The following is a 25,958-nucleotide window of genomic DNA, read 5'->3' on the forward strand; positions in this document are numbered from 1 at the left end:
GCATGGCGACCGCGTCCTCATGGAGCGGATGCGCAGAACATCAACACGCATGTATTGGAGCACGCCATGCAAGCCTCCTCGACTTCTTCCAAACGACTTCTCTATAGCGCCATCACGTTAGCCGTGGCGGGCGCTTGCCTGTGGGGCGCGCTGTCCCTGCATGCCAAGGAGCCCAGTGCTCAGGCGGTGGTCGCCGTTCAGCATCAGGATGACCGCATCGTGATTCCGGAGGCCTCGCCGCTGCGCCGCTCGCTGGTGGTGGCGGCCGCGTCGGAAGACGCCGTTTCTGCGGCGTTCGTGCTGCCGGCCTCGGTGGAGGCCGACCCGGGCAAGCTCGTCAAGGTGTTGCCGCCGCTGTCGGGCCGCATCGTGAGTCTGAACAAGCAGTTGGGGGATGAGGTCAAGGCTGGCGACGTGCTGTTCACGCTCGACTCGGCAGACCTGGCCGAGGCGACCAGCACCGCGGCCAAGGCGCAAGCGGCGCTTGTGCTGGCCAAGAAGAATCTGGATCGCCTGGCTGACCTGGACAAGGCCGACATTACGCCCCGACGCGATCTTGAGCAGGCACAGAACGACTATGCACAGGCCATGAGCGAGGCCGAGCGCGCCAACAACAAGCTGGCACAGCTCGGTGCCAAGGGTGGTGGGGCCAAGGTGTCCGGCGGGCACATTCTGTCGGTGCGCTCGCCCATCTCTGGCCGCGTTGTCGAGCTCAATGGTGCCACCGGCGGGTACTGGAACGACAGCAACGCGTCGGTGATGACGGTGGCGGATCTGTCCCGCGTGTTCGTCACGGCCAACGTGCAGGAGAAGGATCTGTCCAAGGTCTGCGTTGGCCAAGCGGCTGCCGTCAAGCTCGATGCCTACGCCGAACCGCTGGCGGCCAAGGTGCGCTACGTGGGCGAAATGCTCGACCCCGACACGCGCACTGTGAAGGTGCGCATGGCATTCGACAACAAGGACGGGCACCTGAAGCCCGGCATGTTTGCGCAGGCCACGCTGCAGGGCCAGCCGCATACCGGCGTGATCGTGCCGATGTCGGCGCTGGTGCAGTCGGGCTTCAACACGCGCACGTTTGTCGAGGTGGCGCCGTGGCAGTTCCAGGCACGCGTGGTCAAGACGGGGGCACAGGTTGGCGACAAGATCGAGATCCTCTCGGGCCTGAAGGCCGGTGAGCGCGTGGTGACCAAGGACGGAGTGCTGCTCAATGATTGAACGTCTGGTCACGCTATGCTTCAACCGGCGCGGCATTGTCGTGCTGGTCTTCCTGATGGCCGCGCTATACGGCTGGTACTCGTGGAAGCAGTTGCCGCTTGAAGCCTATCCCGATATTGCCGACACCAGCTCGCAGGTCGTGACGCAGGTCAATGGCTTGGCGGCGGAAGAGGTCGAGCAGCAGATCACCATTCCGCTGGAGCGCGCCATCATGGGCACGCCCGGCATGCATGTGATGCGCTCCAAGAGCACGTTCGGGCTGTCGCTGATTACCGTGGTGTTTCAGGATGGCGCGGAAGACTATTGGTCGCGCCAGCGCCTGCAGGAGAGCATCAACGGTGTCGATCTGCCCTATGGTGCCAAGCCGGGCATGGACCCGCTGACCTCGCCCATTGGCGAGATCTACCGCTACACGCTCGAATCCAAGACACGCGATCTGCGTGAGCTGTCGGAGCTGCAGTTCTGGAAAGTCATCCCGCGCCTGAAGCAGGTGGCCGGCGTGGTGGATGTGGCCAACTTTGGCGGCCTGACCACGCAGTTCATGCTCGAATTCGATCCGGCCAAGATGACCAAGTACAACGTGTCATTGAGCCAGATCTCGCAGGCCATCCAGGCCAACAACGCCAACGCGGGCGGCAGCATCATGCAACGCGGGGAGCAGGGCCTGGTGGTGCGCGGCGTCGGATTGATCCGCAACTTGGATGATCTCGGCAACGTTGTCGTGAGCCAGAAGGGCGGTGTGCCGGTCTTGATCAAGGACATCGGCCAGGTCGTGCTCGGTCACCATGAGCGCAACGGCATTCTCGGCCGGGACGGCAATCCCGACACGATCCAGGGCATCACGCTGCTGCTGCGCGGCCAGAACCCGTCCGTCGTCATGAAAGGAGTGCACGAGGCCGTGCGCGACCTCAACGAGCACATCCTGCCGAAGGACGTAAAGGTAGTGGCGTATATCGACCGCAGCAAGCTGGTGGAGGCCACCGTCCACACCGTCGGCAAGACCTTGATCGAGGGCATGGTGCTGGTGTCGCTGGTGCTGCTGCTGTTCCTGGGCAGCCCGCGTGCGGCGCTGATCGTGGCGGTGACGATTCCGTTTTCGCTGTTGGCCGCGTTCATCCTGATGCACCACTTCAAGATTCCGGCCAACCTGCTGTCGCTGGGTGCGATCGACTTCGGCATCATCGTCGACGGTGCGATCGTGATGATGGAAAACATCCTGCGCAAGCGTGAAGAAGAGGAAGGGCGCGAGCTGGACGGCGCTGACATCATGGCCGCCGCGCGTCAGGTCACGCGCCCGATCTTCTTTGGCATGGTGGTCATTATCGTGGCCTACCTGCCGCTGTTTGCCTTCCAGCGCATTGAGTACAAGCTGTTTTCGCCGATGGCGTTTGCGGTGGGGTTTGCGTTGTTTGGCGCGCTGCTGGTGGCGCTGTTGCTGGTGCCTGGCCTGGCGTACTGGGCGTATCGCAAGCCGGCCAAGATGTTCCACAACCCGGTGTTGCAGTGGCTGACGCCGCGTTATGAGGGGTTGCTCAACCGGGTGGTCGGCAAGTCGCGCGCCATGATTGGCCTGGCTGTGGCCACGCTGGCGGGGGTGGTGATTCTGGGTGCGTCCATCGGGCGGGATTTCCTGCCCTATCTGGATGAGGGCTCGATCTGGCTGCAGGTGACGCTGCCTCCCGGCATTTCGCTGGACAAGGCATCGGAGATGGCCGGCAAGCTGCGCGAGGCTGCACTGGAGTTTCCGGAAGTCGAGCACATCGTCACGCAGGTCGGCCGCAATGATGAGGGGACGGACCCGTTCTCGCCGTCGCACATTGAAAGCGCGGTGACGCTGCATCCGTACAGCGAATGGAAGACCGGCCGCGACAAGCAGCAGTTGATTGCCAAGATGGCCGAGCGCTTTCAACAGTTGCCCGGCATTCAGGTGGGCTTCTCGCAGCCGATGATCGATGGCGTGCTCGACAAGCTGGCCGGTGCGCACAGCGATCTGGTGGTCAAGGTCTACGGCAACGACTTTGCGCAGACCCGGCAGTTGACCGCGTCGATCGAGCGACTGCTCAAGACCGTGCCCGGTGCGCAGGACGTGATCATCGATCAGGAACCGCCGCTGCCGCAGGTGCGTATCGATGTGGACCGCGCAGCGGCTGCCCGCCTGGGCATCAACATTGCCGATGTGATGGACCTGATCCAGACCGGCATTGGCGGCAGCCCGGTCACGAAGGTGTTCGTGGAAGACCGCAGCTACGACGTGGCCGCACGCTTTGTCGGCACCTCGCGCAACAACCCAGAATCCATCGGAAACCTGACGCTGACCACCGCCAGCGGCGCACACATTGCCCTGGCGCAGATCGCCAAGGTGGGCTTTGCCGAAGGGGAAACCACCATCACGCGTGAGATGAACAAACGCCACTTGACCGTGCGGCTGAACTTGCGTGGGCGCGATCTCGCCTCGTTCCTGGAGGAAGCCAAACAGCGCATCGACCAGGAGATTCAGTACGACCACACGCGCAACCAGATTGCGTGGGGCGGCCAGTTTGAGAACCAGCAGCGTGCGCAAGCCCGCCTGGCACTGATTCTGCCGATGGTGCTGGCGCTGATGTTCGTGCTGCTGTTTGCCGAGTTCAAGAACCTGCGCCAGCCTGCGTTGATTCTGTGCGCGGTGCCGTTGGCCACGCTGGGCGGGCTGGTGGCGTTGCATTTGCGCGGCATGACGCTGAACGTGTCGTCTGCGGTGGGCTTCATCGCCCTGTTTGGGGTGGCGGTGCTCAACGCCATCATCATGGTCTCCAACCTGAACCGCTGGAGAAAGCAGCCCGGCCTCAGCCTGAAAGACGCCGTGGTGGGCGGCGCGCGTGAGCGCACGCGCCCGGTGCTGATGACGGCAACCGTGGCCGCGCTGGGTTTGATTCCCGCAGCGTTGGCACACGGTCTTGGCAGCGATGTGCAGCGGCCGCTGGCCACCGTGGTGGTGGGCGGTCTGACCAGCGCAACCGTGCTCACGCTGGTGTTGTTGCCCGCACTGTATTACCTGATTGAAGAGCGAGCCGCCCGACGCAAGCGTCCGGAAGGCCCGGTCGCCTATGTTGCAACGGAGGGGGAATCGTAATGCGCCGCATGACATGTATTGCCGCCAGCGTCGTGCTGTTGGTGACTGCCGCGGGTTGTGCCGTGGGGCCAGACTTCAAGCGCCCGGCGGCTCCGGATGTGCCCGGATACACGGCCAATCAACCGGCGACCACCGTAGCGACACCGACGCAGGACGGGCAGCCCCAGCGCCTGAACCAGGGGCAGGCCGTCTCGGCCAAGTGGTGGACGCTGTTCGGCTCCGACGCATTGAATACGCTGGTGGAAGAGGCCCTCAAGGCGAACCCCGACCTGCAGTCGGCCAAGGCCGCACTGCGTGCCGCCCAGGAAAACCTGGCGGCGCAGCGGGCCGACTTTTTCCCAACGCTAGATGGTTCGCACAACTCGTCACGCACGCGGAATGCCAAGGCGATCGCCAGCCCGCTCAAGTCCAACGCGGATCTCTATTCGCTACATACGTCGCAGCTCGTGGTGTCCTACATGCCCGACGTGTTCGGTGGGGTCCGGCGGCAGGTTGAGTCGACCGCAGCCCAGACGGAGGCGGTGCGCTTCGAGTACGAAGCCGCCTACCTGACGCTGACTTCCAGCGTGGTCAACGCAGCCATCCAGGAGGCAGCGCTGCGTGCGCAGGTCAGGGCGACGCAGGAGGCCGTGAAGGTCGCCAACCAGTTGCTGGAAGCCACCCGCAAGCAACAGCGCGCAGGGCTGCTGGGCGGCGCCGACGTGGCTGCGCAGGAAGCCGCGCTCGCGCAGATGGAGGCCAGCTTGCCCCCGCTTGAGAAGCAACTGGCGCAGCAGCGCAACCTCATCACCGTGTTGGCTGGCCGCTACCCGAGCGACGAGATCACGCAGCGGTTCGAGTTGGACGCATTGCATTTGCCGGCTGAACTGCCGCTGAGCCTGCCGTCTCAACTGGTTGAGCAGCGGCCCGACATTCGGGCGGCACAGGCGCAACTGCATGCGGCCAGTGCGGACATTGGCGTGGCGATTGCAGCACGCCTGCCCAGCGTGACCTTGACCGGCAACGTCGGCAGCTCGGAGGAGTTGTTGCGCATGCTGTTCTCCAGCGGTACGGGCCTGTGGAATCTCTCGGCTGGCTTGGCGGTGCCGATTTTCCATGGCGGCGGCCTGATGCACCAACAACGTGCCGCAGAGGCCCTGTATGACCAGGCAGCCGCGCAATACCGCAGTACGGTACTGACGGCGTTCCAGAACGTGGCAGATACGCTGCACGCCATCCAAGCCGATGCGCGCTCCCTGCAAAGCGCACACAAGGCCGAACTGGCCGCTCGCAAGAGCCTGAATATGGCGCAGCGCCAACTGGCAGCCGGCATGGTCGGCTCGCCCGCCGTCTTGCAGGCGGAGCAGGCGTATCAGCAAGCCCTGGTGAGCGTTGCGCAAGCCCGCGCGGACCGGTTTGTCGATTCCGTGGCGCTGCTGCAGGCGCTGGGCGGTGGCTGGTGGGCGCGTGAAGAGCAAGTCGCAGGCAGCAGTTAAGCTACGCCATCAAGAAAGAAGAGCGCGATCCTCACCCTGCGAGCGGGCCACCCTCGCAGGGTGTTTTCTTTCTAGCGAGGCAGTGCGTCGGTCTCTCTTATGCAAAAAACGATGAACATTCCCTGAAACCATTCGTTCCCCGTACAAGGCCCGCTCGGTAGTCTTGCTCCTATCCAAATCCATAAGACGTAAGAAACGGAGCCAGCAAGATGATTCGCAAGTTTGTCTTCAACACCATCGCGGCTGCCATCGTGGCGGGGGGAACTGTAGGTGCGCACGCGGCAACGACGCTGCTGAACGTGTCGTATGACCCGACGCGCGAACTGTACAAAGAGATCAACACCGAATTCGCCAAGAAATGGAAGGCCGAAACAGGTGAAGACATCACCCTGCGTGCCTCGCACGGTGGTTCGGGCAAGCAGGCACGCTCGGTCATCGATGGCCTGGAAGCCGACGTGGTGACACTGGCGCTTGGCTACGACATCGACGCCATTGCCGAGCGCGGCCTGACCGCCAAGGACTGGCAGAAGCGTCTGCCGAACAATGCCTCGCCGTACACGTCCACCATCGTGTTCCTGGTGCGCAAGGGCAACCCGAAGGGCATCAAGGACTGGAACGACCTCGTCAAGCCGGGCATTGCCGTCATCACGCCCAACCCGAAGACCTCGGGCGGCGCACGCTGGAACTACCTTGCCGCCTGGGCCTATGCGCTCAAGCAGCCGGGCGGTTCGGACGGAGCGGCCCGCGACTTCGTGCAGAAACTCTACAAGAACGTGCCGGTGCTGGATTCGGGCGCACGTGGTGCAACGACCACCTTCACGGAACGCGGGATTGGCGATGTGCTGATCGCGTGGGAAGACGAAGCACTGCTGGCCTCGCGCGTAGAGGGCAAGGACAAATTTGACGTGGTGGTGCCGTCGATCTCCATCCTGGCGGAGCCGCCGGTGGCGGTGGTGGACAAGGTGGCCGACAAGAAGGGCACACGCAAGGCCGCGGAGGCGTACCTCAAGTTCCTGTACACGCCGCAAGGGCAGGAGATTGGCGCGAAGAATTTCTATCGCCCGACCGACCCGGCCGTGGCCAAGAAGCACGAGAGCGAATTCCCGAAGGTGAAGCTGGTGACCATCGACGATACGTTCGGCGGCTGGCAGAAGGCGCAGAAGACGCACTTTGCTGATGGTGGTCAGTTTGACCAGCTCTATCAACCGGGCAAGTAAAACCCACGCAACGTGTAACGACTCCAGGCGATCCGCATCATGAGCATCCTGACCATCTCCGGCAGCCCTTCGGCGCAATCGCGGTCTGCGCGCCTGCTGGGCCACGTGCGTGCACAGCTTGAGCGCGCTGGCGAGTCGGCGGACCACCTGGACCTGCGCGGCCTGCCAGCCGATGCGCTGCTGGGCGCGCAGGTCTCCAACCCCGCCATTGCCGATGCGGTGGCGCGGGTGGAGGGGGCTGCTGTGGTGATTCTCGCCACGCCGGTCTACAAGGCGGCCTACAGCGGCCTGCTCAAAACGTTTCTTGATCTGCTGCCGCAGAGCGGGCTGCGCGACAAGGTCGTGCTGCCGATCGCCACCGGCGGCAGCCTCGCCCACACGCTGGCGATTGACTATGCGCTGCGCCCGGTGCTGACGGCACTCGCGGCGCGTTCGATCCTGCCCGGCATCTTTGCGGTCGATTCGCAGATCGTCGTGGCCGACGATGGCGTGGTGGTTGACCCACAACTGCAACAGCGTCTCGATGACGGTGTGGAGCGTGTGCACCAGGCGCTTGCGCTGGCACGGCATCCCGCTGTTGCGCAGGTGATCGTCTCCAGCCGCAGCGCGGTGCGCGCCACGTTCCAGACCGCCGGCGCGGAACGAATGCGATGTCTGGCCTGATGCGCTGAACGCGCGTCGCTCGCTCTCGACGTTTTCCGTTGTTGTCATGCCGCGCAGCGCCTGCGCGCGGATCGTGCCGCCCCACCATCCTGTATCGACCAAGCCATGAAGAATCATTCGCCCCTGCGCAGGACCCTGACCATCGCCGCCACGCTGCTCGCCACGTTGGGCGCCCCCGCCGCATTTGCCAACAGCGATGCACCGCCACCGACGGCTGCAAAGCAACTCCGCATCGGCTATCAGAAATACGGCACGCTGACGGTGCTCAAGGCGCGCGGCACGCTGGAAAAGCGCCTCGCTGCGCAAGGCATCGAAGTGAAGTGGACCGAGTTTCCCGCTGGCCCGCAGTTGCTCGAAGGTCTGAACGTGGGCGCCATCGACTTCGGCACCACTGGTGAAGCGCCGACGATCTTCGCGCTGGCTGCCGGCGCGCATCTCGTCTACGTCGGCAACCAGCCGCCCGCACCGGCAGGCGAGGCGATCATCGTGCCGAAGAATTCGCCGCTCAAGAGCGTGGCAGACCTGAAAGGCAAGCGCGTCGCCTTCAACAAGGGCTCGAACGTGCATTACCTGCTGGTCAAGCTGCTGGAGAAGGCCAACGTGCCCTACAGCGACATCCAGCCCGTCTACCTGACGCCCGCAGATGCGCGTGCCGCCTTTGAGCGTGGCGCCGTTGATGCCTGGGTGATCTGGGACCCGTTCTTTGCTGCTGCCGAGCATCAACTTGGCGCACGCGTGCTGGCCGACGGCACGGGCGTGGTCAACAACTCGCAGTACTTCCTGGCGTCAAAGGGCTACGCGACTGCGCGGCCCGATGTGCTGAACATCGTGCTCGATGAGTTGAAGAAGACCGACTCGTGGGCAGCGGCCAACCCGAAGGACGTGACGACCATTCTCGGTCCGCAACTGGGCCTGGAGCCTGCCGTGGTGGCCCGCTCGGTTTCGCGCATTGCTTACGGCATCCAGCCTGTCGGTGCCGAAGCGCTGGCCGATCAGCAACGTATTGCCGATACCTTCCACGTGCTCAAGCTGATCCCGCGTCCGGTGAAGGTGGCGGACTCCGCCTGGAACCCGCAGCCCGCCACGCAGCAAGCCGCACGCTGATCGCCATGACCATTGATATTCAACGCCGCCGCTTGCTGACAGCCTCTGCGGCTGGTGTATCGCTGGCTGCGCTCGGTTCGGTAGCCCATGCTGCAAACACGACGGGCGCACCCGCGAATCTGCCGAAGATCACGCCGCCTGCACAGTTGCGTATCGGCTTTCAGAAGAGTGCGGTCAACCTCGTCATCGTCAAGGAAACCCGCGCGCTGGAGCAGCGCTTTCCTGACACGAAGGTGAGCTGGCTGGAGTTTCCGGCTGGGCCGCAACAGCTGGAAGCGTTGTCCGCCGGCAGCCTGGATCTGGCCATCACCGGCGATACGCCGCCCGTGTTCGCGCAGGCGGCTGGCAAGGACTTGCGCTACGTAGGCGTGGAGCCGCCCAAGCCGGACAGCTCGGCCATCCTCGTGCCGCAGGGCTCGCCGCTCAAGACGCTGGCCGATTTGAAGGGCAAGCGTGTGGCGCTGCAGAAGGGCTCCAGCGCGCATTTCCTGATCGTGCGCGGGCTGCAGAAGGGCGGGCTGACCTTTGCCGACATCCAGCCCGTGTATCTGACGCCTGCCGATGCGCGTGCCGCCTTCGAGCGCGGTGCGGTGGATGCCTGGGGCATCTGGGACCCGTACTACGCCGCCACAGAACTGGCCATCAAGCCGCGCGTGCTGGCCACGGGGCGCGGGCTGTCGTCCAACAACTCGTTCTACTTTGCGCCGACGGCCTTTACCGAACGGCATGGCGACACGCTTGCCGCCATCTTTGCCGAGCTCTCGCGTGCAGACCGCCTCGTACAGGAGAACCGCAAGGAGGCGGCGCAGCGCATTGCCGATTTCTCGGGCCTCTCGCTGGCGACGGTGCATCTGTTCCTCTCGCGCCGGCCGCCGTCACCGGTGCGCCCGGTCACGCCCGAGGCAATTGCCGAGCAGCAGCGCGTGGCCGATGCCTTCCAGGGGCTCGGGCTGATTCCGCGTGCGGTCAAGCCGGTGGAAATCGTCTGGCATCCGACACCAGCGCAACTGGCCATCGCTCGCGCATAACTGCGCTGCACAGAGCAGAACACATTCCAAGGAGTCGTCATGCAAGTCTTCTGGTTCATCCCCACCCACGGCGACAGCCGCTACCTCGGTACCGCCGAAGGTGCACGCCAGGTGGATCACACCTATCTGCAGCAGGTGGCCGTGGCTGCCGACACGCTGGGCTACGAGGGCGTGCTGATCCCTACGGGGCGCTCGTGCGAAGACCCGTGGATCGTTGCGGCCAGCCTGATTCCGGTGACGAAGCGCCTGCGCTTTCTGGTGGCAGTGCGCCCAGGGCTGATGGCACCGACGCTGGCTGCACGCATGGCTGCTACGTACGACCGCCTCTCGCAAGGTCGCCTGCTGGTGAACCTGGTCACTGGCGGTGACCCGGCCGAGTTGGAGGGCGATGGGCTGTTTCTCAATCACGCGGAACGTTACGAAGCCTCGGAAGAATTCATCCGCATCTGGCGCGAGACGCTGGCTGCGAGCCATGAGGGCGCGGCGCTGGACTACACCGGCAAGCACCTCAGCGTGAAGGGTGCCAAGGTGCTGTACCCACCAGTGCAGCGGCCACATCCGCCGGTGTACTTCGGTGGCTCGTCGGAAGCCGCGCATGAACTGGCGGCCGAGCAGGTCGACACCTATCTCACCTGGGGCGAACCGCCTGCCGCCGTGGCCGAGAAGCTGGCCGACGTGCGCAAGCGTGCCGCCAAGCATGGCCGCACGGTGCGCTTCGGCATCCGCCTGCACGTGATCGTGCGCGAGACCGAAGAGGAAGCGTGGGCAGCAGCCGACAAGCTCATCAGCAAGCTGGATGACGACACCGTTGCTCGCGCGCAGGAGGCCTTCCGCAAGATGGATTCGGCCGGCCAGCAGCGCATGGCCGCCCTGCACGCCAACGGCGTCAAACGCACCCGCGCCGATCTGGAGATCAGCCCGAACCTGTGGGCCGGCGTGGGCCTGGTGCGCGGTGGTGCAGGCACCGCACTGGTGGGCGATCCGGAAACCGTGGCCGCCCGCATGAAGGAATACGCTGACCTGGGTATCGACACGTTCGTGCTCTCCGGCTATCCGCATCTGGAAGAGGCATACCGCTTTGCCGAACTGGTGTTCCCGCTGCTGCCGCGCTCGGTGCGCGACAAGCTGCCGGGCAACGTGCTGAACGGGCCGTTTGGCGAGGTGATCGCCACCGGCATCGTGCCGCGCGTGGCGGCAAGCTGAAGGGGTGGGTATGGCATCCAAATCGACAACGAAAGCCAACGCCTTCGTGCGCGCAGCGCGCCAGCGTCTGGCGCCGTGGATCGTGCCGCTTCTGCTGCTGGTGTTGTGGCAGGCGTCGGCGCAATGGGGTTGGCTGTCGAACCGCATCCTGCCGGCGCCGCTGGACGTGGCTAAATCCGCCATTGCACTGGCGCGGTCGGGCGAGCTGTGGACGCACGTGGCTGTGAGCACGTGGCGCGCGCTGCTGGGCTTTGCGATTGGCGGTTCGCTCGGGTTGGCGCTGGGGCTGCTGACCGGCACCTTCCGCACCGCCGAGACACTGCTCGACACCACGCTGCAGATGGTCCGCAACATCCCCGTGCTGGCGCTGATTCCTCTGGTGATCCTGTGGTTCGGCATTGATGAGTCGGCCAAGCTGTTCCTGGTGTCGCTGGGTGTGTTCTTCCCGATCTACCTGAACACGTATCACGGCATCCGATCGGTCGATCCGGCGTTGGTGGAGATGGCGCGCAGCTACGGCCTGTCGCGCGCGCAGCTCTATCGCGAGGTCATCCTGCCCGGCGCGCTGCCGCAGATCCTAGTGGGTGTGCGGTTCTCGCTGGGGCTGATGTGGGTGACGCTGATCGTGGCGGAAACGGTGTCCGCGCAAGCCGGCATCGGCTACATGACGATGAATGCGCGCGAGTTTCTGCAGACCGACGTGGTGCTGCTCGGCATCCTGCTCTACGCGCTGCTGGGCAAGCTGGCTGATTTGTTGTCACGGGCGTTGGAGCGCTTCTGGCTGCGCTGGCACCCCGGTTATCAGGTCGTGGCCTGAGGAGAACCCCATGCAAAGCAACGCGACCGAACAGGCAGAGCTGGAACGCGTAGAGCACCACGGCACTGCGCTACATATCGAACACGTCGTCAAACGCTACGGCGATCGTGAAGTGCTGCACGGCATCGATCTGGAGATCACGCCGGGCGAGTTTGTCGTTATCGTCGGGCGCAGCGGCTGCGGCAAGAGCACGCTGCTGCGGCTGATTGCCGGGCTGGAAGGCATTGATGACGGCCACCTGCGCCGCGACGGCGAAACGGAAGGCGGCTTGCACGACGATGCGCGTGTGATGTTTCAGGATGCACGCCTGCTGCCATGGAAGAAGGTGCTCGACAACGTGGCACTGGGCGTGCCGAAAGCGCAACGTGCACAGGCTGCCGAGGTGCTCGCGCAGGTAGGCCTGGCCGAGCGTGCTGGCGAGTGGCCGGCACGACTGTCGGGTGGGCAACGCCAGCGTGTGGCCCTGGCCCGCGCACTGGTGCACCGCCCACGCCTGCTGCTGCTCGACGAGCCGCTGGGCGCGCTCGATGCGCTCACCCGCATCGACATGCAGAACCTGATCGAGGGCCTGTGGCAGCGCCTGGGCTTTACCGCGGTGTTGGTCACGCACGACGTGGCCGAGGCGGTGGCGCTGGCAGACCGTGTGGTGCTGATCGAAGACGGCCGCATCGCGCTGGACGAACGCATCGATCTGCCGCGCCCGCGCCACCGGGGTTCGCCCGCATTTGCACGGCTGGAAGAGGCCATTCTCAACCGTGTGATGCAGCGCAAGATCGACCCGAATGAAGTGACCGATGTGCGTTCGCACACGGCGTGGGCATCACCCTTTGATGTATCGGCCACAGCGGTGCGCTGGGCGGTGTAAGCAAGCGAAACCGGTTCTCCTGAAAACATTCATTGGCACGTAGTGCCGTTGTCATCTAATAAGGATCATCATCATGAGCATTCAAGCGATTAACGTACGCAACCAGTTTCGCGGGCAGATCAAGGAGATCATCCGGGGCGACGTGCTCTCGGAGATCGACGTGGAGACCCCGGCCGGCATCGTCACTTCGGTCATCACCACGCGCTCGGTCGACAGTCTCGGCCTCAAGATCGGCAGTGAAGTGGTTGCCCTAGTGAAGGCGACAGAAGTGTCGATCGCCAAGCTGTAAGAGCCTGTTCGGCCCTTAAACGGGAGATGCGTTCGTCTCAAAAAGGTTTGCGTGGTAGGCGCGGGCCGCCGCCCTTAGTCTTCTAAGGGCAAGGGCCGCAACGCCCCACGCGGGCCTTTTTGAGACGAACCCTCCGGGAAGCTATCCAAAAAGCCGCATGGCCGCGTTGTGGCTCGCTTATGTGGCAGGCCACACCGCGCTCGCCACGCCTTGCCCTGCGACTTTTTGGATAGCTTCGCACTCCCGTTTAAGGGCCGAACAGGCTCTTGGGGGAGGAGACGGCGACCCACACAAGGAGCCCCATCCCATGAGTCTCATGCACACCACCGCACTCGCACAATTTCTCGGTACCCTGCCGAGCGCGCCGACGCCGGACCGCCAGCTGTGGCGCGACGCCAGCGGCCGCGTGCAGGGCCAGTTCTTCCACAGCTCGCTCACCAGCCTGTTTGAACCGGTCTGGCAGCTTGCCGCTGACGGCACGCTGGCGCTCGCCGGCCACGAAGCGCTCATGCGCACGTGGACGCGCGACGGCGATCTGGGTCTGAACCCGTGGAAGCTGTTCTCGCTGGCGTCGGATGACAGCACGCTGGTGGAACTCGATCGCCTGTGCCGACTGGTGCATACGCTCAACTACTTTGCCCGTACCGATGCGCGGCGGCTGGTCGTGAACGTGCACGGCCGCTTGCTGGCAGCGGTGGCAGCGGACCACGGCAAGGCGTTCCATCGTGCAGTGACGGCGCTGGGGCTGTCGCCGGAGCAGTTCGTCATCCAGGTGCCATCCACGGCCAATGACGATCTGGGCCTGCTGCTGTTCGTGGTGGACAACTACCGGCGCAATGGCTTTGCCGTGGCGGTGCAGGCTTCGGACCCGGCGGAAGCGGGCGCGTTGCTCGTGCATGCCAAGCCCGCGTATCTGAAGCTCGATGCGCGGCGCAATTGGGTGACGCGGCACGTGGTGTCGCTGGCCGATTCGGCGCGCGAGCTGGGTGTCACGCTGACCTTGCGCCGCTGCGAGCGCCCGAGCGACCTGGAACTGGCGCGTGCTGCCGGTATCACCCACGTGCAGGGCAGCGTGTTGCCCGGCGCCGAGCCGGAGCCTGTGGCTGCGCCCGAGCCCTTGGTGCTGGCGACATCCGCGCGCGCACCGATGGCGCAGGCGCCGCTGGTGCAGCAGCAATGCGCGGGTTTTTCTCTCATTGAATAGCGGCCTCGCCGGGTCACCCGGCAGGCGGCCCCAAGGAAGGTTTCATGGCACGCAGCGCATTGGCAACTTCGCCCGATACCTCGCCGGGCAAACGCGCGACGCGCGATTGGCACTGGCCGGCCGATGTGGCGATCGTCACGGTGCCCGGTCTGCATGGCAGCGGCCCAGGACACTGGCAGACACGCTGGGAGGCGCGCTTTCCAGAATGGCGCCGCGTCGAACAGACGGATTGGTCGACCCCCGAGCTGCCGCGCTGGTCTGCGCGCGTGGGTGAAACGGTGCGCGCTACGTTGGCCGAGCGTGCGACATCTCGCCAGAAGCGCCGGGTGATTCTTGTGGCGCATAGCTTCGGCTGCCTGGCGTCGATTCATTGGGCCACCCAGGCGCACGAGGCACGTGAGGCGCGCGATTCGATCGCCGGCATCCTGCTCGTTGCGCCGGCGGATCCGGACAAGTTTGGTGTGCGCGATCTGCTGCCGCAGCGTACCTTGCCGTTTCCCGCCGTGCTCGTTGCCAGCCGCAACGACCCGTGGATGCCGCATTGCTACGCGGTCGACTGGGGCTCGCGCTGGGGCGTCGAGTTGGTCGATGCCGGGGCGGCCGGCCACATCAATGCTGATTCCAACCTGGGTGAATGGGAGGCTGGCCTTGCATTGCTCGATCGCCTGATCGGCCGGGCATGTGCACAAGACACCACCCGCGACGGTGCAGACTGGCAAGCCCAGTGGGATGTCTTACCGAGCACTCCTTATATCTAAAACGATGATGTACATGCGCAAATATTCGTTTTCGTCATAAGAACAGTTCGCCACAATGGGTTCATCTGCATATCGGCCGCAGTGTTTTTGCTCTGCGGCCATTTTTATCGGTTGCGCTGATGAGCCTGTCTTCTGCGTTGTCCCTCTCAAAGCGGCGTAAGCCCGCCAACGTGCTCCCCGGTTTCGGGCTGGCGCTGGGCTTTTCGCTGCTGTACCTCGCGCTGATCGTCCTGATCCCGCTGTCGGCGACCGTCCTCAAGACGTTCACCATGACGTGGGATGCGTTCTGGACGACAGTCACCGCGCCGCGTGTCGTAGCCTCGTACAAGCTGACCTTCGGCGCGTCGTTGATTGCGGCGGTGGTCAACCTCGTGTTCGGGCTGATCGTGGCATGGGTGCTGGTGCGCTATCGCTTTCCGGGCAAGCGGGTGATTGATGCCCTGGTCGACCTGCCGTTTGCGCTGCCGACTGCGGTGGCGGGCATCGCGCTCACCGCGCTGTATGCGCCGAATGGCTGGATCGGCTCGCGCCTGGAGCCGCTGGGGCTGAAGGTGGCATTCACGCCGCTGGGCATCGTGGTGGCGCTCACGTTCATCGGGCTGCCGTTTGTGGTGCGCACGGTGCAGCCGGTGCTCGAAGATCTGGAGACCGAGTTGGAAGAGGCTGCCGCCAGCCTGGGCGCCACGCGCTGGCAGACTTTCACGCGGGTGATCCTGCCGACCTTGCTGCCTGCACTGCTGACCGGTTTTGCACTGGCCTTCGCCCGCGCCACGGGGGAATACGGCTCGGTCATCTTTATCGCCGGCAACATGCCGATGATCTCCGAGATCACGCCGCTGATGATCTATTCCAAGCTCGAACAGTTCGACTATGCGGGCGCTACGGCCATCGCCGTCGTCATGCTCGGCATCTCGTTCACGCTGCTGCTGGTGATCAACCTGCTGCAAGCCTGGACGCGCCGCCGCGGCAACCGCAATGACACCATCGAGCGTGCCCCCGAAACCTTGAACACCGCAGGCGCCACCAGCGCGGCAGGAGCCTGACATGGCCGGTACTGTTTCCCGTCAACAAGGCCCGGCACCGGCTGCCGCACGGCGTGGTGCCACGGCGGAATCCGCCTGGGTGCGTGCGACGCTGATCCTCGTGTCGTTCGTGTTTCTTGCGCTGTTCCTGTTCGTGCCGCTGGCGAGCGTGTTCTACGAGGCGTTCAAGAAAGGTGTGGACGTCTATCTCGACGCGCTGATCGAACCCGATGCGCTGTCGGCGATTTATCTGACGCTGACGGTCGCGGCGATTGCCGTGCCGCTCAACGTCGTGTTTGGCGTGGCGGCGGCATGGGCCATTGCCAAGTTCGAGTTCCGTGGCAAGAACGTACTGCTCACGCTGATCGACCTGCCGTTCTCGGTATCGCCCGTCATCGCTGGTCTGATCTATGTGCTGCTGTTCGGCGCGCAAGGCTGGTTCGGGCCGTACCTGTCTGACCACGACTTCAAGGTCATCTTTGCCGTACCGGGCATCGTGCTGGCCACCGTGTTCGTCACTTTCCCGTTTGTGGCGCGTGAGTTGATTCCGCTCATGCAGGCGCAGGGCAGCGAAGAAGAAGAGGCCGCCATCGTGCTGGGTGCGTCGGGCTGGCAGACGTTCTTTCGTGTGACGCTGCCTAACATCAAGTGGGGTCTGTTGTACGGCGTGATCCTCTGCAATGCACGGGCGATGGGCGAGTTTGGCGCGGTGTCGGTGGTGTCGGGCCACATTCGCGGGCTGACCAACACGATGCCGTTGCACGTCGAGATCCTCTACAACGAATACAACTTCGCGGCGGCGTTTGCCGTGGCCTCGCTGCTGACGCTGCTGGCACTGGTGACGCTCGGCCTCAAGACACTGGTCGAATGGCGCAGCCGCCGCGAACTGGCCGACGCAGATGCCGGCGTGGGCGAAGGCCCGGGGCATCGCGCCGCACAACAACAGACATCCATTTCGCAGATTCCGCACCCGCACGTCTCCGTGCAATCTCCGCTCGAAGGGAGCGCAGCATGAGCATCCAGGTTCAACACATCACCAAGCGCTTTGGCAATTTCATTGCCCTCAACGATGTCTCGCTCGATTTCAAGCAAGGCGAACTGACCGCGCTGCTGGGCCCGTCGGGCTGCGGCAAGACTACGCTGCTGCGCATTATCGCGGGGCTGGAACATGCAGATTCGGGCAGCATCCATCTGAACGGTGAAGATGCATCGGATCAGCATGTGCGCGAGCGTCAGGTGGGCTTCGTGTTCCAGCACTACGCGCTGTTCAAGCACATGACGGTGTTCGAGAACGTGGCCTTCGGCCTGCGCGTGAAACCGCGTTCGCAGCGGCCCGGCGAGGCGCAAATCCGTGCGAAGGTGAAAGAGCTGCTGGAGCTGGTGCAACTGGACTGGCTGGCCGATCGCTACCCGCCGCAACTGTCGGGCGGGCAGCGTCAGCGCATCGCGTTGGCACGTGCACTGGCTGTGGAGCCGCGCGTGCTGTTGCTCGACGAGCCGTTCGGCGCGCTCGATGCCAAGGTGCGCAAGGAGCTGCGCCGCTGGCTGCGCCGCCTGCACGACGATCTGCATGTCACCAGCCTGTTCGTCACGCACGATCAGGAAGAGGCGCTGGAAGTGGCCGACAACGTGGTGCTGATGAACCGCGGCCAGGTGGAGCAGGTCGGTAGCCCCGATGCGGTCTACAACACACCGGCCACGCCGTTCGTCTACGGCTTCCTCGGCAACGTGAACCTGTTCCACGGCCGCCTGGAAGAAGGCGAGGGCGGCAGCGTGCTGCACGTAGGCGATTCGTCCATCACGGTGCCGTCGGGCGGTGTCGATTCCTCTCGTGCCGATCAAGCCGTTGCGTTTGTCCGCCCGCACGAGATCGATCTGGAGCGCTATGCGCCCGGCGCAGAGGGCATTCCGGTGACGCTGCGTCGCGCGCTCACGCTGGGCGCTGTCGCACAGCTGGAGCTGGAGCGCGAAGACACCGACGACGTCATCGAAGTCTCCTTGCCCATCGAGCGCTTCCGCGCCGAGGGCTTCCGCGAAGGTGAAACACTGGTGGTGCGCCCGCGCGCCATTCGCGTGTTCGCCCAAGGCAGCGCACAGCCCATCGTGCAAGCCGCCGCTTAACCCCACCCAATTCGCCGCTCCGACGACAACCATTCGAGAGGACACGAGCATGAACTTTCAGCAACTGCGTTCCATCCGCGAGGCGGTGCGCCGCCAGTTCAACCTGACCGAAGTCGCCAACGCGCTCTATACGTCGCAGCCGGGCGTGTCGCGGCAGATCCGCGAGCTGGAGGACGAGCTTGGCGTGGAGATTTTCGAGCGCTACGGCAAGCGCCTGACCGGCCTGACCGAGCCGGGCCGCGAGATCGTCCGCATCGTCGAGCGCCTGCTGCTCGAAGCCGAAAACCTGCGTCAGGCCGGTGAGGAATTCTCCGGCCGCCAGTCCGGCCGTCTGACCGTGGCGACCACGCACACACAGGCGCGCTATGCCTTGCCCAAGGTGGTGCAGTCGTTCCGCAAGGAGTATCCGCACGTCACGCTGGCGCTGCAGGAGGCGTCGCCCTCGCACATTGTGGAACTGCTGCTGACGGGCCAGGCTGACATCGGGATCGCCACCGAGGCTGTGGCCAACGAGCCTGGGCTGACCTCGTTCGAGGCCTACCGCTGGCGCCACGTGCTAGTGGTCAGCCCGGACCATCCGCTGACCAAGAATCCGCTGCCCACGCTCGAAGATGTGGCGCAGTATCCGCTCATCACCTACGACGCCGGCTTTACGGGCCGCCGCAACATCGATGCTGCATTTGCCGGCGCCGGCCTGCACCCCGAGATCGTGCTGACGGCCATGGATGCGGACGTGATCAAGACCTACGTCGCGCTGGATGTGGGCGTGGGCATCATCGCGTCGATGGCGTATGACGGCCGCAAGGACGACAACCTCGTCTGCATTGGCGCCGACCATCTGTTCGAGCCGAACACCACGCGTGTGGCGGTGCGGCGTGGTGCGTACCTGCGCGGCTATGCGCACGACTTCATCGGCATGTTCGCCCCGCACTTGTCGCGCGAGACGGTGGCGGAAGCAGTGGCTTCTACGGTGGTTACGCAGGGCGTGCGGGAGGCGCTGGCGGCGTAGGCGCCACACCAGCGGCGCGGGGTGGCAGCCGTTCACCCCTCCAATTCCGCCATTCGTCACACGCCAATGGCGCCTGCCGAGGCGTCATTCCTATACTGCGGACATCTTCGGTTCCACCAGAGACCGCCATGTCCGCCGTCCCCTACAACGCCTCCCCTGAATCTGACGATGCCCTGCTGCGCCGCGCCCGCCACCGCGCCGGCGCACGCATGGGGTTCCGCATCCACCTGCTGTCGTTCCTGGCGGTGAACGCCGTGCTGGCGGCGATTGCGCTCTCACGCGGGCAGTTCTGGTTCGTCTGGCCGCTGCTGGGCTGGGGAGTGGGGCTGGCCGCGCACGGCCTGAGCCTGGCCTGGAGCATGGGCAATGGCTACCAGCGCATGGTCGATCAGGAGCTCGCCCGCTTGAAGGCGCAGGCCGGACAATCGCAATCCGGCCGCCAGTGATGCGGGAAACCCCAAGCTTCAACGCCGGAGAACCCTCCGGTAAGATCGCCCGCATGCTCGCCAATGTGTCGCTTCCTTCGCTTGTCGACTGCCTGCGCTTTGTGCGGCGCTGGCTGATTCGTTACGCCGTCATCATCGTCATCAATACGTTGATCGCGACGGTGCTGGCGTTCGGCATCCGCCCGGAAGAGACGTTCTGGCAGGACTTTGTTTTCAGCCAGTCGATCGGTCTGGCGGTGTTCACATTGATTGGCATTCCGCGCCACGTGTTTTGGGGCGATGGGCCGCCCAGCAAGAAGTTCTTTCCGTGGATTGTGGTCGGCGCGGTGGTGATTGGCGTGCCGTTCGGGCAATGGGTGGCACGCATGATTCTCTGCATGAATGCGCCGATCCCCATGCCCTGGCGTGCCGATAGTCTGCGCATGAGCTTCATCATCACGATGCTGGCCGCGCTGGGGGCAACCTACTACTACTGGTCGCGCGGCAAGTTGGTCGCGCTGGAGCGTCAAGCCGCGCTCGATGCGCTGGACCGCGAAGAGGCCGAGAAGCAGGTCGTGCGTGCGCAGCTCATGGCGCTGCAGGCACAGATCGAGCCGCATTTCCTGTTCAACGTGCTCGCCCATGTGGATGTGCTGATCGCACGGGATCCGGTTGGCGCGCGGCGCTTGCTGCAGCACCTGATTGGCTTCTTGCGTACGTCGCTGTCACATGCCCGCGCGGAGCAATGCACGCTGGCGCAGGAGTTCGCGCTGCTCCGCGCGTATCTCGACATTCAGGCGCTGCGTTTCGGCAACCGCCTTCGGTTTTCGCTGACGCTGGACGATGCCATCGCAAACATCGTCATTCCGCCCATGTTGATCCAGCCGCTGGTGGAGAACGCCGTCGTGCACGGCATTGAACCGGCACGCGAAGGCGGGGAGATTGCGCTCTCAGCCCGACGCGATGGCGAGCATCTCGTGCTGCAAGTGCGCGATACCGGCGTCGGCTTCGGCAACGATGGCGGCAAGGGCTCGGGGCTGGGCCTCACGCATGTGCGTGAACGGCTGGCGCGCCTGTTTGATGGTGACGCGCGGCTGACGATTACTGAAACCGTGCCGCATGGCGTGACGATCATCGTTGAGTTGCCGCTTGCACGCGAAACAGCCGGCACGCCCGCCCAGGCCAATGCACCTGAATGGCGCTGCCGTTTTTCCCAGTCCTCACGCCCCGCCGCCAACCCAGCGCTGTCTTCGCGCGCACCCGCCGGAACCTGATCGATGCCGTCTTCCCCCCGCCTGCTCATCGCCGACGACGAACCGGCGCTGGCCGATAACCTGGTCGCCGAACTGGCTGCGCTGTGGCCCGAGGCCACGCTGCTGCCGGCTGTGCACGACGGGCAATCCGTGCTGGACGTGATTGACGATACGCAGGCCGGGCAGGGGCCGGACGTTGTCTTTCTCGACATCCGCATGCCGGGGCTCTCCGGCATCGACGTGGCGCGTGAGCTGTCGGATCGGGAGGACCGCCCACTGGTGGTGTTCGTCACCGCCTACGATCAGTTTGCGTTGGATGCCTTCGAGCAGGCCGCTGTCGACTACGTGCTCAAGCCCGTACAGACCGAGCGCCTGGCCGAGACGGTCAAGCGCCTGAAGCATCGACTGACTGTGCGCCCCAGCAGCAACGGCGCCGCAGACCCGGCACAGACGCTGGCAGAACTCGTCGAGCGTCTTGCTGGCTTGCAAGGTGCCGCGCAGACGCGCGTAACGCCACAGGGCGGCTATCTGCGCTTCATCAAGGCGCTGGTCGGGCAAGAGGTGCGCTTCATCCCAGTGGATGATGTGCTGTATCTGGAAGCGACCGACAAGTACGTCAACGTGGTCGCCAGCAGCGGTGAATCGCTCATCCGCATGAGCCTGCGTGAGTTGCTGGCCCAACTGGATCCGGAGCACTTCTGGCAGGTGCACCGTGGCACGGTGGTCAACGTGGCGCATGTGTCAAGCGCCGTGCACCTGTCACTCGGCCGATTGGGCCTGAAGATACGCGGGCGGGCGGAGACGCTGCCGGTGGCTCGGCAGTACGCGCATCTGTTCAGGCAGATGTAGTGCTTTCGGTTGCCCGACACACAGCTTTCGATTTGCCTCGAAAGAGTTACGTCCGGTGTGGGGATTGACGCCCTCGCGTGCCATTGTCTAAATGCTCGTCAACGCAGGTGCGATCAACGTGCCGCATTGGGGGGGATATGGCAATCGGAAGGCGCTGGGGACGCATAGCTGTGCTTGGGGGCGCATTGCTTTGCGCCTGTAACGACATGACCACGTTGCCTGAGGAGTGGGTCAAGACCGTTCGGCAATACAACTACATCGCGGTTTGGCCAGCGCGGCAGGATTTTCAGGTTGGCGATGTCTATGCGATCTGCAACAACCCGTTGGATGGCACTGTCAACAACGCGTTGACCAAAGACGCGTTGCCTACGCTCATTGCCCGGCTGGATATTCGCGAGACGCTGCATAAGAACTACAAAAAATCAGTGACGTTGCCACAACGGCCGATTGATCCGGCATCGGGTGTCCAAGCGGCCGCACCTGCCAGCACGCCCGCGGCAGCCAGCACGCCTGCAGCACATGCCCTGGCGGCGAGCACGCCCGCGGTACTACCAGCCGACGTGCGGCAGATGGCGGTGGCCTTGCCCGACATGGGTTCTGTGCGGGTGGCCGGTGGTCAGTTTGGCGCGACCGTCCCAGGTGGTGCGTTTCTGGCGAGCCTCGGCATTGCATCGCAGTCGTTGAAGTCGGTCTCCATGTCTGTGCCGGCGGCGATTTCCTACGGGTTGCCGCAAAACGACCTGCGTGCATTGGTCAAGAGCGGCAATGCCAACAGTCAAGACAATGTCGCCGTCGCCCGTGAACTGGCCAAGGGCTGTCAGTCGAAATCGGCGTCGCTGGTCGTGATCAGCGAGGTGATTGCTGCGTATGCCATTCGCGTCGATATGGAGTTTTCCGCAGGGACTGAGGCCGGCGCGAAAGCCGCGCTGATGTTGCCAACGGATTCTCGCCGTGCTCTTGTGACCAAGACGCTCGGCAAGTTGTTTGGCGTGGATTTGCCGACTGAGAACGGCGGTACGGGTGGTGACGGAGCCGCGTTGGCCGTAAAAACTGCCAGCGCCCCGGCCGGAGCCAGTGCACCTGCTGCCAGCGCCCCGGCGGCGCAGGGGCCGATTCTGGTGCAGAACGGCAAGTCTCTGTCGGAGTCGACGACGGAGTTGGTCAACGCACTGCGGCAGGCATTTACGATCGACCAACAGGTCGCACCGGATTTTCCAGGTGCAACGGCATCGATCTCATACGCGAGTGACTCCCAGTTGGCGCTCGATACGCGGTTCAAAGAGCCTGTGACGTTTGCCTATCGCTACATGCTGTTGGAGAGCACGGATGTTCCTGTTGCTAGCCAGCAGGTGACCGAAAATCAAAGCGGTAGCAGCGGGAGGAGATCGACGACAGCAAGCGTTGGTAGTCGCACGGAGGCCGCTCCTGCCAGTGCAGAGGAGAAAGTTCGGCTCCAGCCGGCGCCCGCAGCTGTTCCATCGGCAACACGCTAGGCTGGCGCATCGGGCGGTGCGCTCGCATCGCCTTCCGCTATGATCCGTTGTGTCGTCAATGAATCAAGCGCGAGACTACCTGCCATGGAAACAGCAGTTGTAGGCCAACCCCGTCACGGTGGGCAGATTCTCGTCGATGCGTTGGTCGGCCACGGTGTCGACATCGCCTTTGGCGTGCCCGGTGAGAGCTACCTGTCGGTGCTCGAGGGCTTCTATCAGCGCCGCGACCGCGCGCGCTTCATCATCTGCCGGCAGGAAGGCGGCGCCGCCAACATGGCCGACGCCTACGGCAAATTGACCGGTCGCCCCGGCATCGTCTTCTGTACGCGGGGCCCCGGCGCCACCAACGCCAGCATCGGCGTGCACACCGCGTTTCAGGATTCCACGCCGATGATTCTGTTCATCGGCCAGGTCGGCCGCGATTTTGTCGACCGCGAAGCGTTTCAGGAAATCGACTACCGCCGCATGTTCGGCCAGATGGCCAAGTGGGTTGCGCAGATCGACAGCGTGGAGCGCATCCCCGAATACATCGCGCGCGCATTCCAAACCGCCACCGCAGGCCGGCCCGGCCCCGTGGTGCTGGCGTTGCCCGAAGACATGCTGACCGAAGTCGCCACCGTGGCCGACGTGCCGCCCGATGTGGCGACGAAAGCGCGCGCCATGGCCTGGCCCGGCCCGCATGACCTCGCGCATCTGAAGGGGCTGCTACAGAACGCAGAGCGCCCGCTGTTGCTGCTGGGCGGCTCTGGCTGGACACCGCAGGCCGCCGCCCGCATGCAGGCGTTTGCCGCGCGCTGGAATCTGCCCGCCGGCTGCGTGTTTCGTCGACAGGATCTGTTTGACAACCGCCACCCGAATTACGCGGGCGATGTCGGTATCGCCATCAACCCGAAGCTCGCTGCACGCGTGAAAGAGGCTGATGTGGTGCTCGCCATCGGCCCGCGCCTGGGTGAGATGACAACGTCCGGCTACACGCTGTTCGACGTGCCGCGCCCGAAGCAGACGCTCATCCACGTACATGCGGGCGCGGAAGAACTGGGGCGCGTTTATCAGGCACACCTGATGATCCATGCGTCGATGCCCGCGATGGCTGAAGCGCTGGAAGGCATCTCGCCAGACGTCACGCCACGCTGGTCCGCCTGGACCGAAGCCGCCCATGCCGACTACCTTGTCAACATCGTGCCGCCGCCGTTCACCGGGCAAGGCATCGACATGGCCCGCGCAATGCAATGGCTGCGTGAGCGCCTGCCGCACAACAGCATTCTGACCAACGGTGCTGGCAACTACGCCACGTGGCTGCATCGCTTCTATCAGTATGGCGCGCTGGCCTCGGGCTCGCGCACGCAACTGGCACCGACCAGTGGGGCCATGGGCTACGGCGCACCGGCTGCTGTGGCCGCCAAGATCCTCTGCCCCGACACCCCCGTCATTTGCATGGCGGGCGATGGCTGCTTTCTGATGAACGGCCAGGAACTGGCCACCGCCATGCAATACAACGCGCCGGTCATCTTCATCGTGGTCAACAACAACATGTACGGCACCATTCGCATGCATCAGGAGCGCGAGTACCCTGAGCACGTGAGCGGCACCGAGCTGCGCAACCCCGACTTTGCGGCACTGGCCCGCGCCTACGGCGCCGAGGGGCATACGGTACGCTCGCTCGAGGGCTTCCAGTCGGCCGTTGAGGCTGCGTTGGTTGCCCCCGTTGCCTCGATCATCGAGGTGCAGACCGATCCGAACATCATCAGCCCGCGTGCGACCATCGATTCGCTGCGAGCACAGTCACGCAGCTAATTTCCTTCTATCAACGCTCAACCCTTCGCCACTGCCATGACGATGACCCCAGTCACTGATCTATGCGATCTGCACGAAGACAAACTTGTTTACGGAAGCCTACGTGTGCTCACGCCGGTGTTCCGCAGCTTCGGCAAGCGTGCCGCGTTTGCCGGCCCGGCTTCCACGCTCAAGGTGTTTGAAGACAACGGCCTGGTGCGTGCCGCGCTGGAAGAGCAGGGTGCGGGGCGCGTGCTCGTGATCGATGGCGGGGGCTCGTTGCGCTGCGCGCTGGTGGGCGGCAACCTCGGCAAGCTGGCCGAGGAGAACGGGTGGGAAGGTATCCTGCTCAACGGCTGCGTGCGCGATACGCGCGAGTTGATCGAATGCAACGTCGGCATTCATGCGCTCGCAGTGCACCCGCGCAAGAGCATCAAGAAGAACGTCGGCCAGCGCGAGGTGGGGGTGCAGATGCCGGGCGCCTATATTCAGTCCGGTGAATGGATCTATGCCGATGAAGACGGCGTGCTGGTTTCGCAGGACAAACTCGTATGAGCCCGATCAACGCCATTCACGTGTTCGTCTACGGCACACTGCGCGCTGGCGAGGCCAATGACCTGCGCGTGGCCGCAGCCAATCGCGGCATTCCCGAGCCGGAGTTGTTGGGCACCGCAATGTTGCACGGTCGCCTGTATGACTTTGGCGCATACCCAGGCCTGGTGCTGGACCCGACCGGCACAGCCGTACGTGGTGATGTCTATCGCATCGATGCCGCGCTCGTGCCGGTGCTCGACGAGATCGAAGAGGTGTACCCAGGTGGCGACGCACTCTTCCTGCGCGAGAACCACGCCGTGATGCTGGGCAGCGAGCCCATCGAGTGCATCGTCTATCCAGTCAGCCCGGCGCACATTGCCGGGCGGCACGTTATTACGGGCGGGGACTGGGTCGCGCATCGGCTGGCGCGCGGCTGAAGCTCCACGCTTCTCACCAGGGTTGTCAGAACGCCGCGCTCGCGGCGTTTTTCTTTTGTTCACACAAATCGGTCGGGTCAGGGCGACATACGTCA

At 64.3% G+C, this 25,958-nt stretch carries 24 protein-coding genes; all 24 read left to right on the forward strand.

All coding sequences use genetic code 11. From position 1 onward, the window contains the following. Positions 1–66: 66 nt before the first annotated feature. The 24 genes from JHD73_RS02805 to JHD73_RS02920 all read left to right on the forward strand — a co-directional run bounded on the left by JHD73_RS02805 (position 67) and on the right by JHD73_RS02920 (position 25,863). Positions 67–1,215: an efflux RND transporter periplasmic adaptor subunit gene (locus JHD73_RS02805; protein ID WP_199027551.1), complete on the forward strand. Its 1,149-nt coding sequence runs from the start codon at positions 67–69 to the stop codon at positions 1,213–1,215. Further along, positions 1,208–4,324 (forward strand): efflux RND transporter permease subunit, encoded by a 3,117-nt coding sequence (locus tag JHD73_RS02810; RefSeq protein WP_199027553.1) that lies wholly within the window; start codon positions 1,208–1,210, stop codon positions 4,322–4,324. The genes JHD73_RS02805 and JHD73_RS02810 overlap by 8 nt, the downstream gene beginning before the upstream one ends. Further along, the gene (locus JHD73_RS02815; protein ID WP_199027555.1) at positions 4,324–5,799 is read left to right on the forward strand and encodes an efflux transporter outer membrane subunit; all 1,476 of its coding nucleotides are present in this window, start codon (positions 4,324–4,326) and stop codon (positions 5,797–5,799) included. Before JHD73_RS02810 ends, JHD73_RS02815 begins: the two co-directional genes overlap by 1 nt. A 209-nt stretch (positions 5,800–6,008) precedes the next feature. After that, positions 6,009–7,016, forward strand: coding sequence for a sulfate ABC transporter substrate-binding protein (locus JHD73_RS02820; RefSeq protein WP_199027557.1), 1,008 nt, complete (start codon positions 6,009–6,011; stop codon positions 7,014–7,016). A 39-nt stretch (positions 7,017–7,055) separates the two neighbouring features. Next, complete coding sequence (gene ssuE / locus JHD73_RS02825) at positions 7,056–7,679, forward strand: NADPH-dependent FMN reductase (protein WP_199027559.1); 624 nt, start codon at positions 7,056–7,058, stop codon at positions 7,677–7,679. Between the two features lie 105 nt (positions 7,680–7,784). Then, complete coding sequence (locus JHD73_RS02830; RefSeq protein WP_199027561.1) at positions 7,785–8,783, forward strand: sulfonate ABC transporter substrate-binding protein; 999 nt, start codon at positions 7,785–7,787, stop codon at positions 8,781–8,783. A gap of 5 nt (positions 8,784–8,788) precedes the next feature. Then, on the forward strand, positions 8,789–9,811 hold the full coding sequence (locus JHD73_RS02835) for an aliphatic sulfonate ABC transporter substrate-binding protein (RefSeq protein ID WP_199027563.1): 1,023 nt from the start codon (positions 8,789–8,791) through the stop codon (positions 9,809–9,811). Between the two features lie 39 nt (positions 9,812–9,850). Continuing rightward, positions 9,851–11,014 carry an FMNH2-dependent alkanesulfonate monooxygenase gene (gene ssuD, locus JHD73_RS02840; protein ID WP_199027565.1) on the forward strand — a complete coding sequence of 388 codons (1,164 nt, stop codon included), beginning with the start codon at positions 9,851–9,853 and terminating at the stop codon, positions 11,012–11,014. 10 nt (positions 11,015–11,024) lie between these two features. Beyond that, positions 11,025–11,831 carry an aliphatic sulfonate ABC transporter permease SsuC gene (ssuC, locus tag JHD73_RS02845; protein WP_199027567.1) on the forward strand — a complete coding sequence of 269 codons (807 nt, stop codon included), beginning with the start codon at positions 11,025–11,027 and terminating at the stop codon, positions 11,829–11,831. A 10-nt stretch (positions 11,832–11,841) separates the two neighbouring features. Further along, a complete protein-coding gene (locus JHD73_RS02850) occupies positions 11,842–12,696 on the forward strand; it encodes an ATP-binding cassette domain-containing protein (RefSeq protein WP_199027569.1) in 855 nt (284 codons plus the stop codon). Positions 12,697–12,769: 73 nt separating this feature from the next. Then, positions 12,770–12,985, forward strand: a complete 216-nt coding sequence (locus tag JHD73_RS02855; protein ID WP_004626558.1) for a molybdopterin-binding protein — start codon at positions 12,770–12,772, stop codon at positions 12,983–12,985. A gap of 307 nt (positions 12,986–13,292) precedes the next feature. Then, positions 13,293–14,189 (forward strand): EAL domain-containing protein, encoded by an 897-nt coding sequence (locus tag JHD73_RS02860; RefSeq protein WP_199027571.1) that lies wholly within the window; start codon positions 13,293–13,295, stop codon positions 14,187–14,189. A 44-nt stretch (positions 14,190–14,233) separates the two neighbouring features. Beyond that, a complete protein-coding gene (locus tag JHD73_RS02865) occupies positions 14,234–14,947 on the forward strand; it encodes an alpha/beta hydrolase (protein ID WP_199027573.1) in 714 nt (237 codons plus the stop codon). Between the two features lie 119 nt (positions 14,948–15,066). Further along, complete coding sequence (gene cysT, locus JHD73_RS02870; protein ID WP_199027574.1) at positions 15,067–15,990, forward strand: sulfate ABC transporter permease subunit CysT; 924 nt, start codon at positions 15,067–15,069, stop codon at positions 15,988–15,990. A gap of 1 nt (position 15,991) precedes the next feature. Continuing rightward, positions 15,992–16,984 (forward strand): sulfate ABC transporter permease subunit CysW, encoded by a 993-nt coding sequence (cysW, locus tag JHD73_RS02875; protein WP_199027576.1) that lies wholly within the window; start codon positions 15,992–15,994, stop codon positions 16,982–16,984. After that, a complete protein-coding gene (locus tag JHD73_RS02880; RefSeq protein WP_199027578.1) occupies positions 16,981–18,090 on the forward strand; it encodes a sulfate/molybdate ABC transporter ATP-binding protein in 1,110 nt (369 codons plus the stop codon). The genes cysW and JHD73_RS02880 overlap by 4 nt, the downstream gene beginning before the upstream one ends. A 49-nt stretch (positions 18,091–18,139) precedes the next feature. Then, a complete protein-coding gene (locus JHD73_RS02885) occupies positions 18,140–19,099 on the forward strand; it encodes a CysB family HTH-type transcriptional regulator (protein ID WP_199027580.1) in 960 nt (319 codons plus the stop codon). 128 nt (positions 19,100–19,227) lie between these two features. Next, positions 19,228–19,545: a 2TM domain-containing protein gene (locus tag JHD73_RS02890; protein WP_199027582.1), complete on the forward strand. Its 318-nt coding sequence runs from the start codon at positions 19,228–19,230 to the stop codon at positions 19,543–19,545. Beyond that, the gene (locus JHD73_RS02895) at positions 19,545–20,798 is read left to right on the forward strand and encodes a sensor histidine kinase (RefSeq protein WP_199027584.1); all 1,254 of its coding nucleotides are present in this window, start codon (positions 19,545–19,547) and stop codon (positions 20,796–20,798) included. The genes JHD73_RS02890 and JHD73_RS02895 overlap by 1 nt, the downstream gene beginning before the upstream one ends. Positions 20,799–20,801: 3 nt before the next feature. Continuing rightward, entirely contained in the window at positions 20,802–21,626 is an 825-nt protein-coding gene (locus tag JHD73_RS02900) for a LytTR family DNA-binding domain-containing protein (protein ID WP_199027586.1), read from the forward strand. A gap of 206 nt (positions 21,627–21,832) precedes the next feature. Continuing rightward, positions 21,833–23,119 carry a hypothetical protein gene (locus tag JHD73_RS02905; protein WP_199027588.1) on the forward strand — a complete coding sequence of 429 codons (1,287 nt, stop codon included), beginning with the start codon at positions 21,833–21,835 and terminating at the stop codon, positions 23,117–23,119. Between the two features lie 84 nt (positions 23,120–23,203). Further along, the gene (locus tag JHD73_RS02910; protein ID WP_199027590.1) at positions 23,204–24,913 is read left to right on the forward strand and encodes a thiamine pyrophosphate-binding protein; all 1,710 of its coding nucleotides are present in this window, start codon (positions 23,204–23,206) and stop codon (positions 24,911–24,913) included. A gap of 36 nt (positions 24,914–24,949) precedes the next feature. Beyond that, positions 24,950–25,447: a ribonuclease E activity regulator RraA gene (gene rraA, locus JHD73_RS02915; protein WP_199027592.1), complete on the forward strand. Its 498-nt coding sequence runs from the start codon at positions 24,950–24,952 to the stop codon at positions 25,445–25,447. Further along, entirely contained in the window at positions 25,444–25,863 is a 420-nt protein-coding gene (locus tag JHD73_RS02920; RefSeq protein WP_199027600.1) for a gamma-glutamylcyclotransferase, read from the forward strand. Before rraA ends, JHD73_RS02920 begins: the two co-directional genes overlap by 4 nt. Positions 25,864–25,958: the final 95 nt, after the last annotated feature.

It is taken from the genome of Ralstonia sp. ASV6 (assembly GCF_016429285.1).
Classification (GTDB): Bacteria; Pseudomonadota; Gammaproteobacteria; order Burkholderiales; family Burkholderiaceae; genus Ralstonia; species Ralstonia flaminis.

Bases quoted from the DNA above. Each gene is read 5' to 3' on its own strand.
- JHD73_RS02805 (WP_199027551.1), top strand. From the start codon at position 67: ATGCAAGCCTCCTCGACTTCTTCCAAACGACTTCTCTATAGCGCCATC.
- JHD73_RS02810 (WP_199027553.1), top strand. From the start codon at position 1,208: ATGATTGAACGTCTGGTCACGCTATGCTTCAACCGGCGCGGCATTGTC.
- JHD73_RS02815 (WP_199027555.1), top strand. From the start codon at position 4,324: ATGCGCCGCATGACATGTATTGCCGCCAGCGTCGTGCTGTTGGTGACT.
- JHD73_RS02820 (WP_199027557.1), top strand. From the start codon at position 6,009: ATGATTCGCAAGTTTGTCTTCAACACCATCGCGGCTGCCATCGTGGCG.
- ssuE (WP_199027559.1), top strand. From the start codon at position 7,056: ATGAGCATCCTGACCATCTCCGGCAGCCCTTCGGCGCAATCGCGGTCT.
- JHD73_RS02830 (WP_199027561.1), top strand. From the start codon at position 7,785: ATGAAGAATCATTCGCCCCTGCGCAGGACCCTGACCATCGCCGCCACG.
- JHD73_RS02835 (WP_199027563.1), top strand. From the start codon at position 8,789: ATGACCATTGATATTCAACGCCGCCGCTTGCTGACAGCCTCTGCGGCT.
- ssuD (WP_199027565.1), top strand. From the start codon at position 9,851: ATGCAAGTCTTCTGGTTCATCCCCACCCACGGCGACAGCCGCTACCTC.
- ssuC (WP_199027567.1), top strand. From the start codon at position 11,025: ATGGCATCCAAATCGACAACGAAAGCCAACGCCTTCGTGCGCGCAGCG.
- JHD73_RS02850 (WP_199027569.1), top strand. From the start codon at position 11,842: ATGCAAAGCAACGCGACCGAACAGGCAGAGCTGGAACGCGTAGAGCAC.
- JHD73_RS02855 (WP_004626558.1), top strand. From the start codon at position 12,770: ATGAGCATTCAAGCGATTAACGTACGCAACCAGTTTCGCGGGCAGATC.
- JHD73_RS02860 (WP_199027571.1), top strand. From the start codon at position 13,293: ATGAGTCTCATGCACACCACCGCACTCGCACAATTTCTCGGTACCCTG.
- JHD73_RS02865 (WP_199027573.1), top strand. From the start codon at position 14,234: ATGGCACGCAGCGCATTGGCAACTTCGCCCGATACCTCGCCGGGCAAA.
- cysT (WP_199027574.1), top strand. From the start codon at position 15,067: ATGAGCCTGTCTTCTGCGTTGTCCCTCTCAAAGCGGCGTAAGCCCGCC.
- cysW (WP_199027576.1), top strand. From the start codon at position 15,992: ATGGCCGGTACTGTTTCCCGTCAACAAGGCCCGGCACCGGCTGCCGCA.
- JHD73_RS02880 (WP_199027578.1), top strand. From the start codon at position 16,981: ATGAGCATCCAGGTTCAACACATCACCAAGCGCTTTGGCAATTTCATT.
- JHD73_RS02885 (WP_199027580.1), top strand. From the start codon at position 18,140: ATGAACTTTCAGCAACTGCGTTCCATCCGCGAGGCGGTGCGCCGCCAG.
- JHD73_RS02890 (WP_199027582.1), top strand. From the start codon at position 19,228: ATGTCCGCCGTCCCCTACAACGCCTCCCCTGAATCTGACGATGCCCTG.
- JHD73_RS02895 (WP_199027584.1), top strand. From the start codon at position 19,545: ATGCGGGAAACCCCAAGCTTCAACGCCGGAGAACCCTCCGGTAAGATC.
- JHD73_RS02900 (WP_199027586.1), top strand. From the start codon at position 20,802: ATGCCGTCTTCCCCCCGCCTGCTCATCGCCGACGACGAACCGGCGCTG.
- JHD73_RS02905 (WP_199027588.1), top strand. From the start codon at position 21,833: ATGACCACGTTGCCTGAGGAGTGGGTCAAGACCGTTCGGCAATACAAC.
- JHD73_RS02910 (WP_199027590.1), top strand. From the start codon at position 23,204: ATGGAAACAGCAGTTGTAGGCCAACCCCGTCACGGTGGGCAGATTCTC.
- rraA (WP_199027592.1), top strand. From the start codon at position 24,950: ATGACGATGACCCCAGTCACTGATCTATGCGATCTGCACGAAGACAAA.
- JHD73_RS02920 (WP_199027600.1), top strand. From the start codon at position 25,444: ATGAGCCCGATCAACGCCATTCACGTGTTCGTCTACGGCACACTGCGC.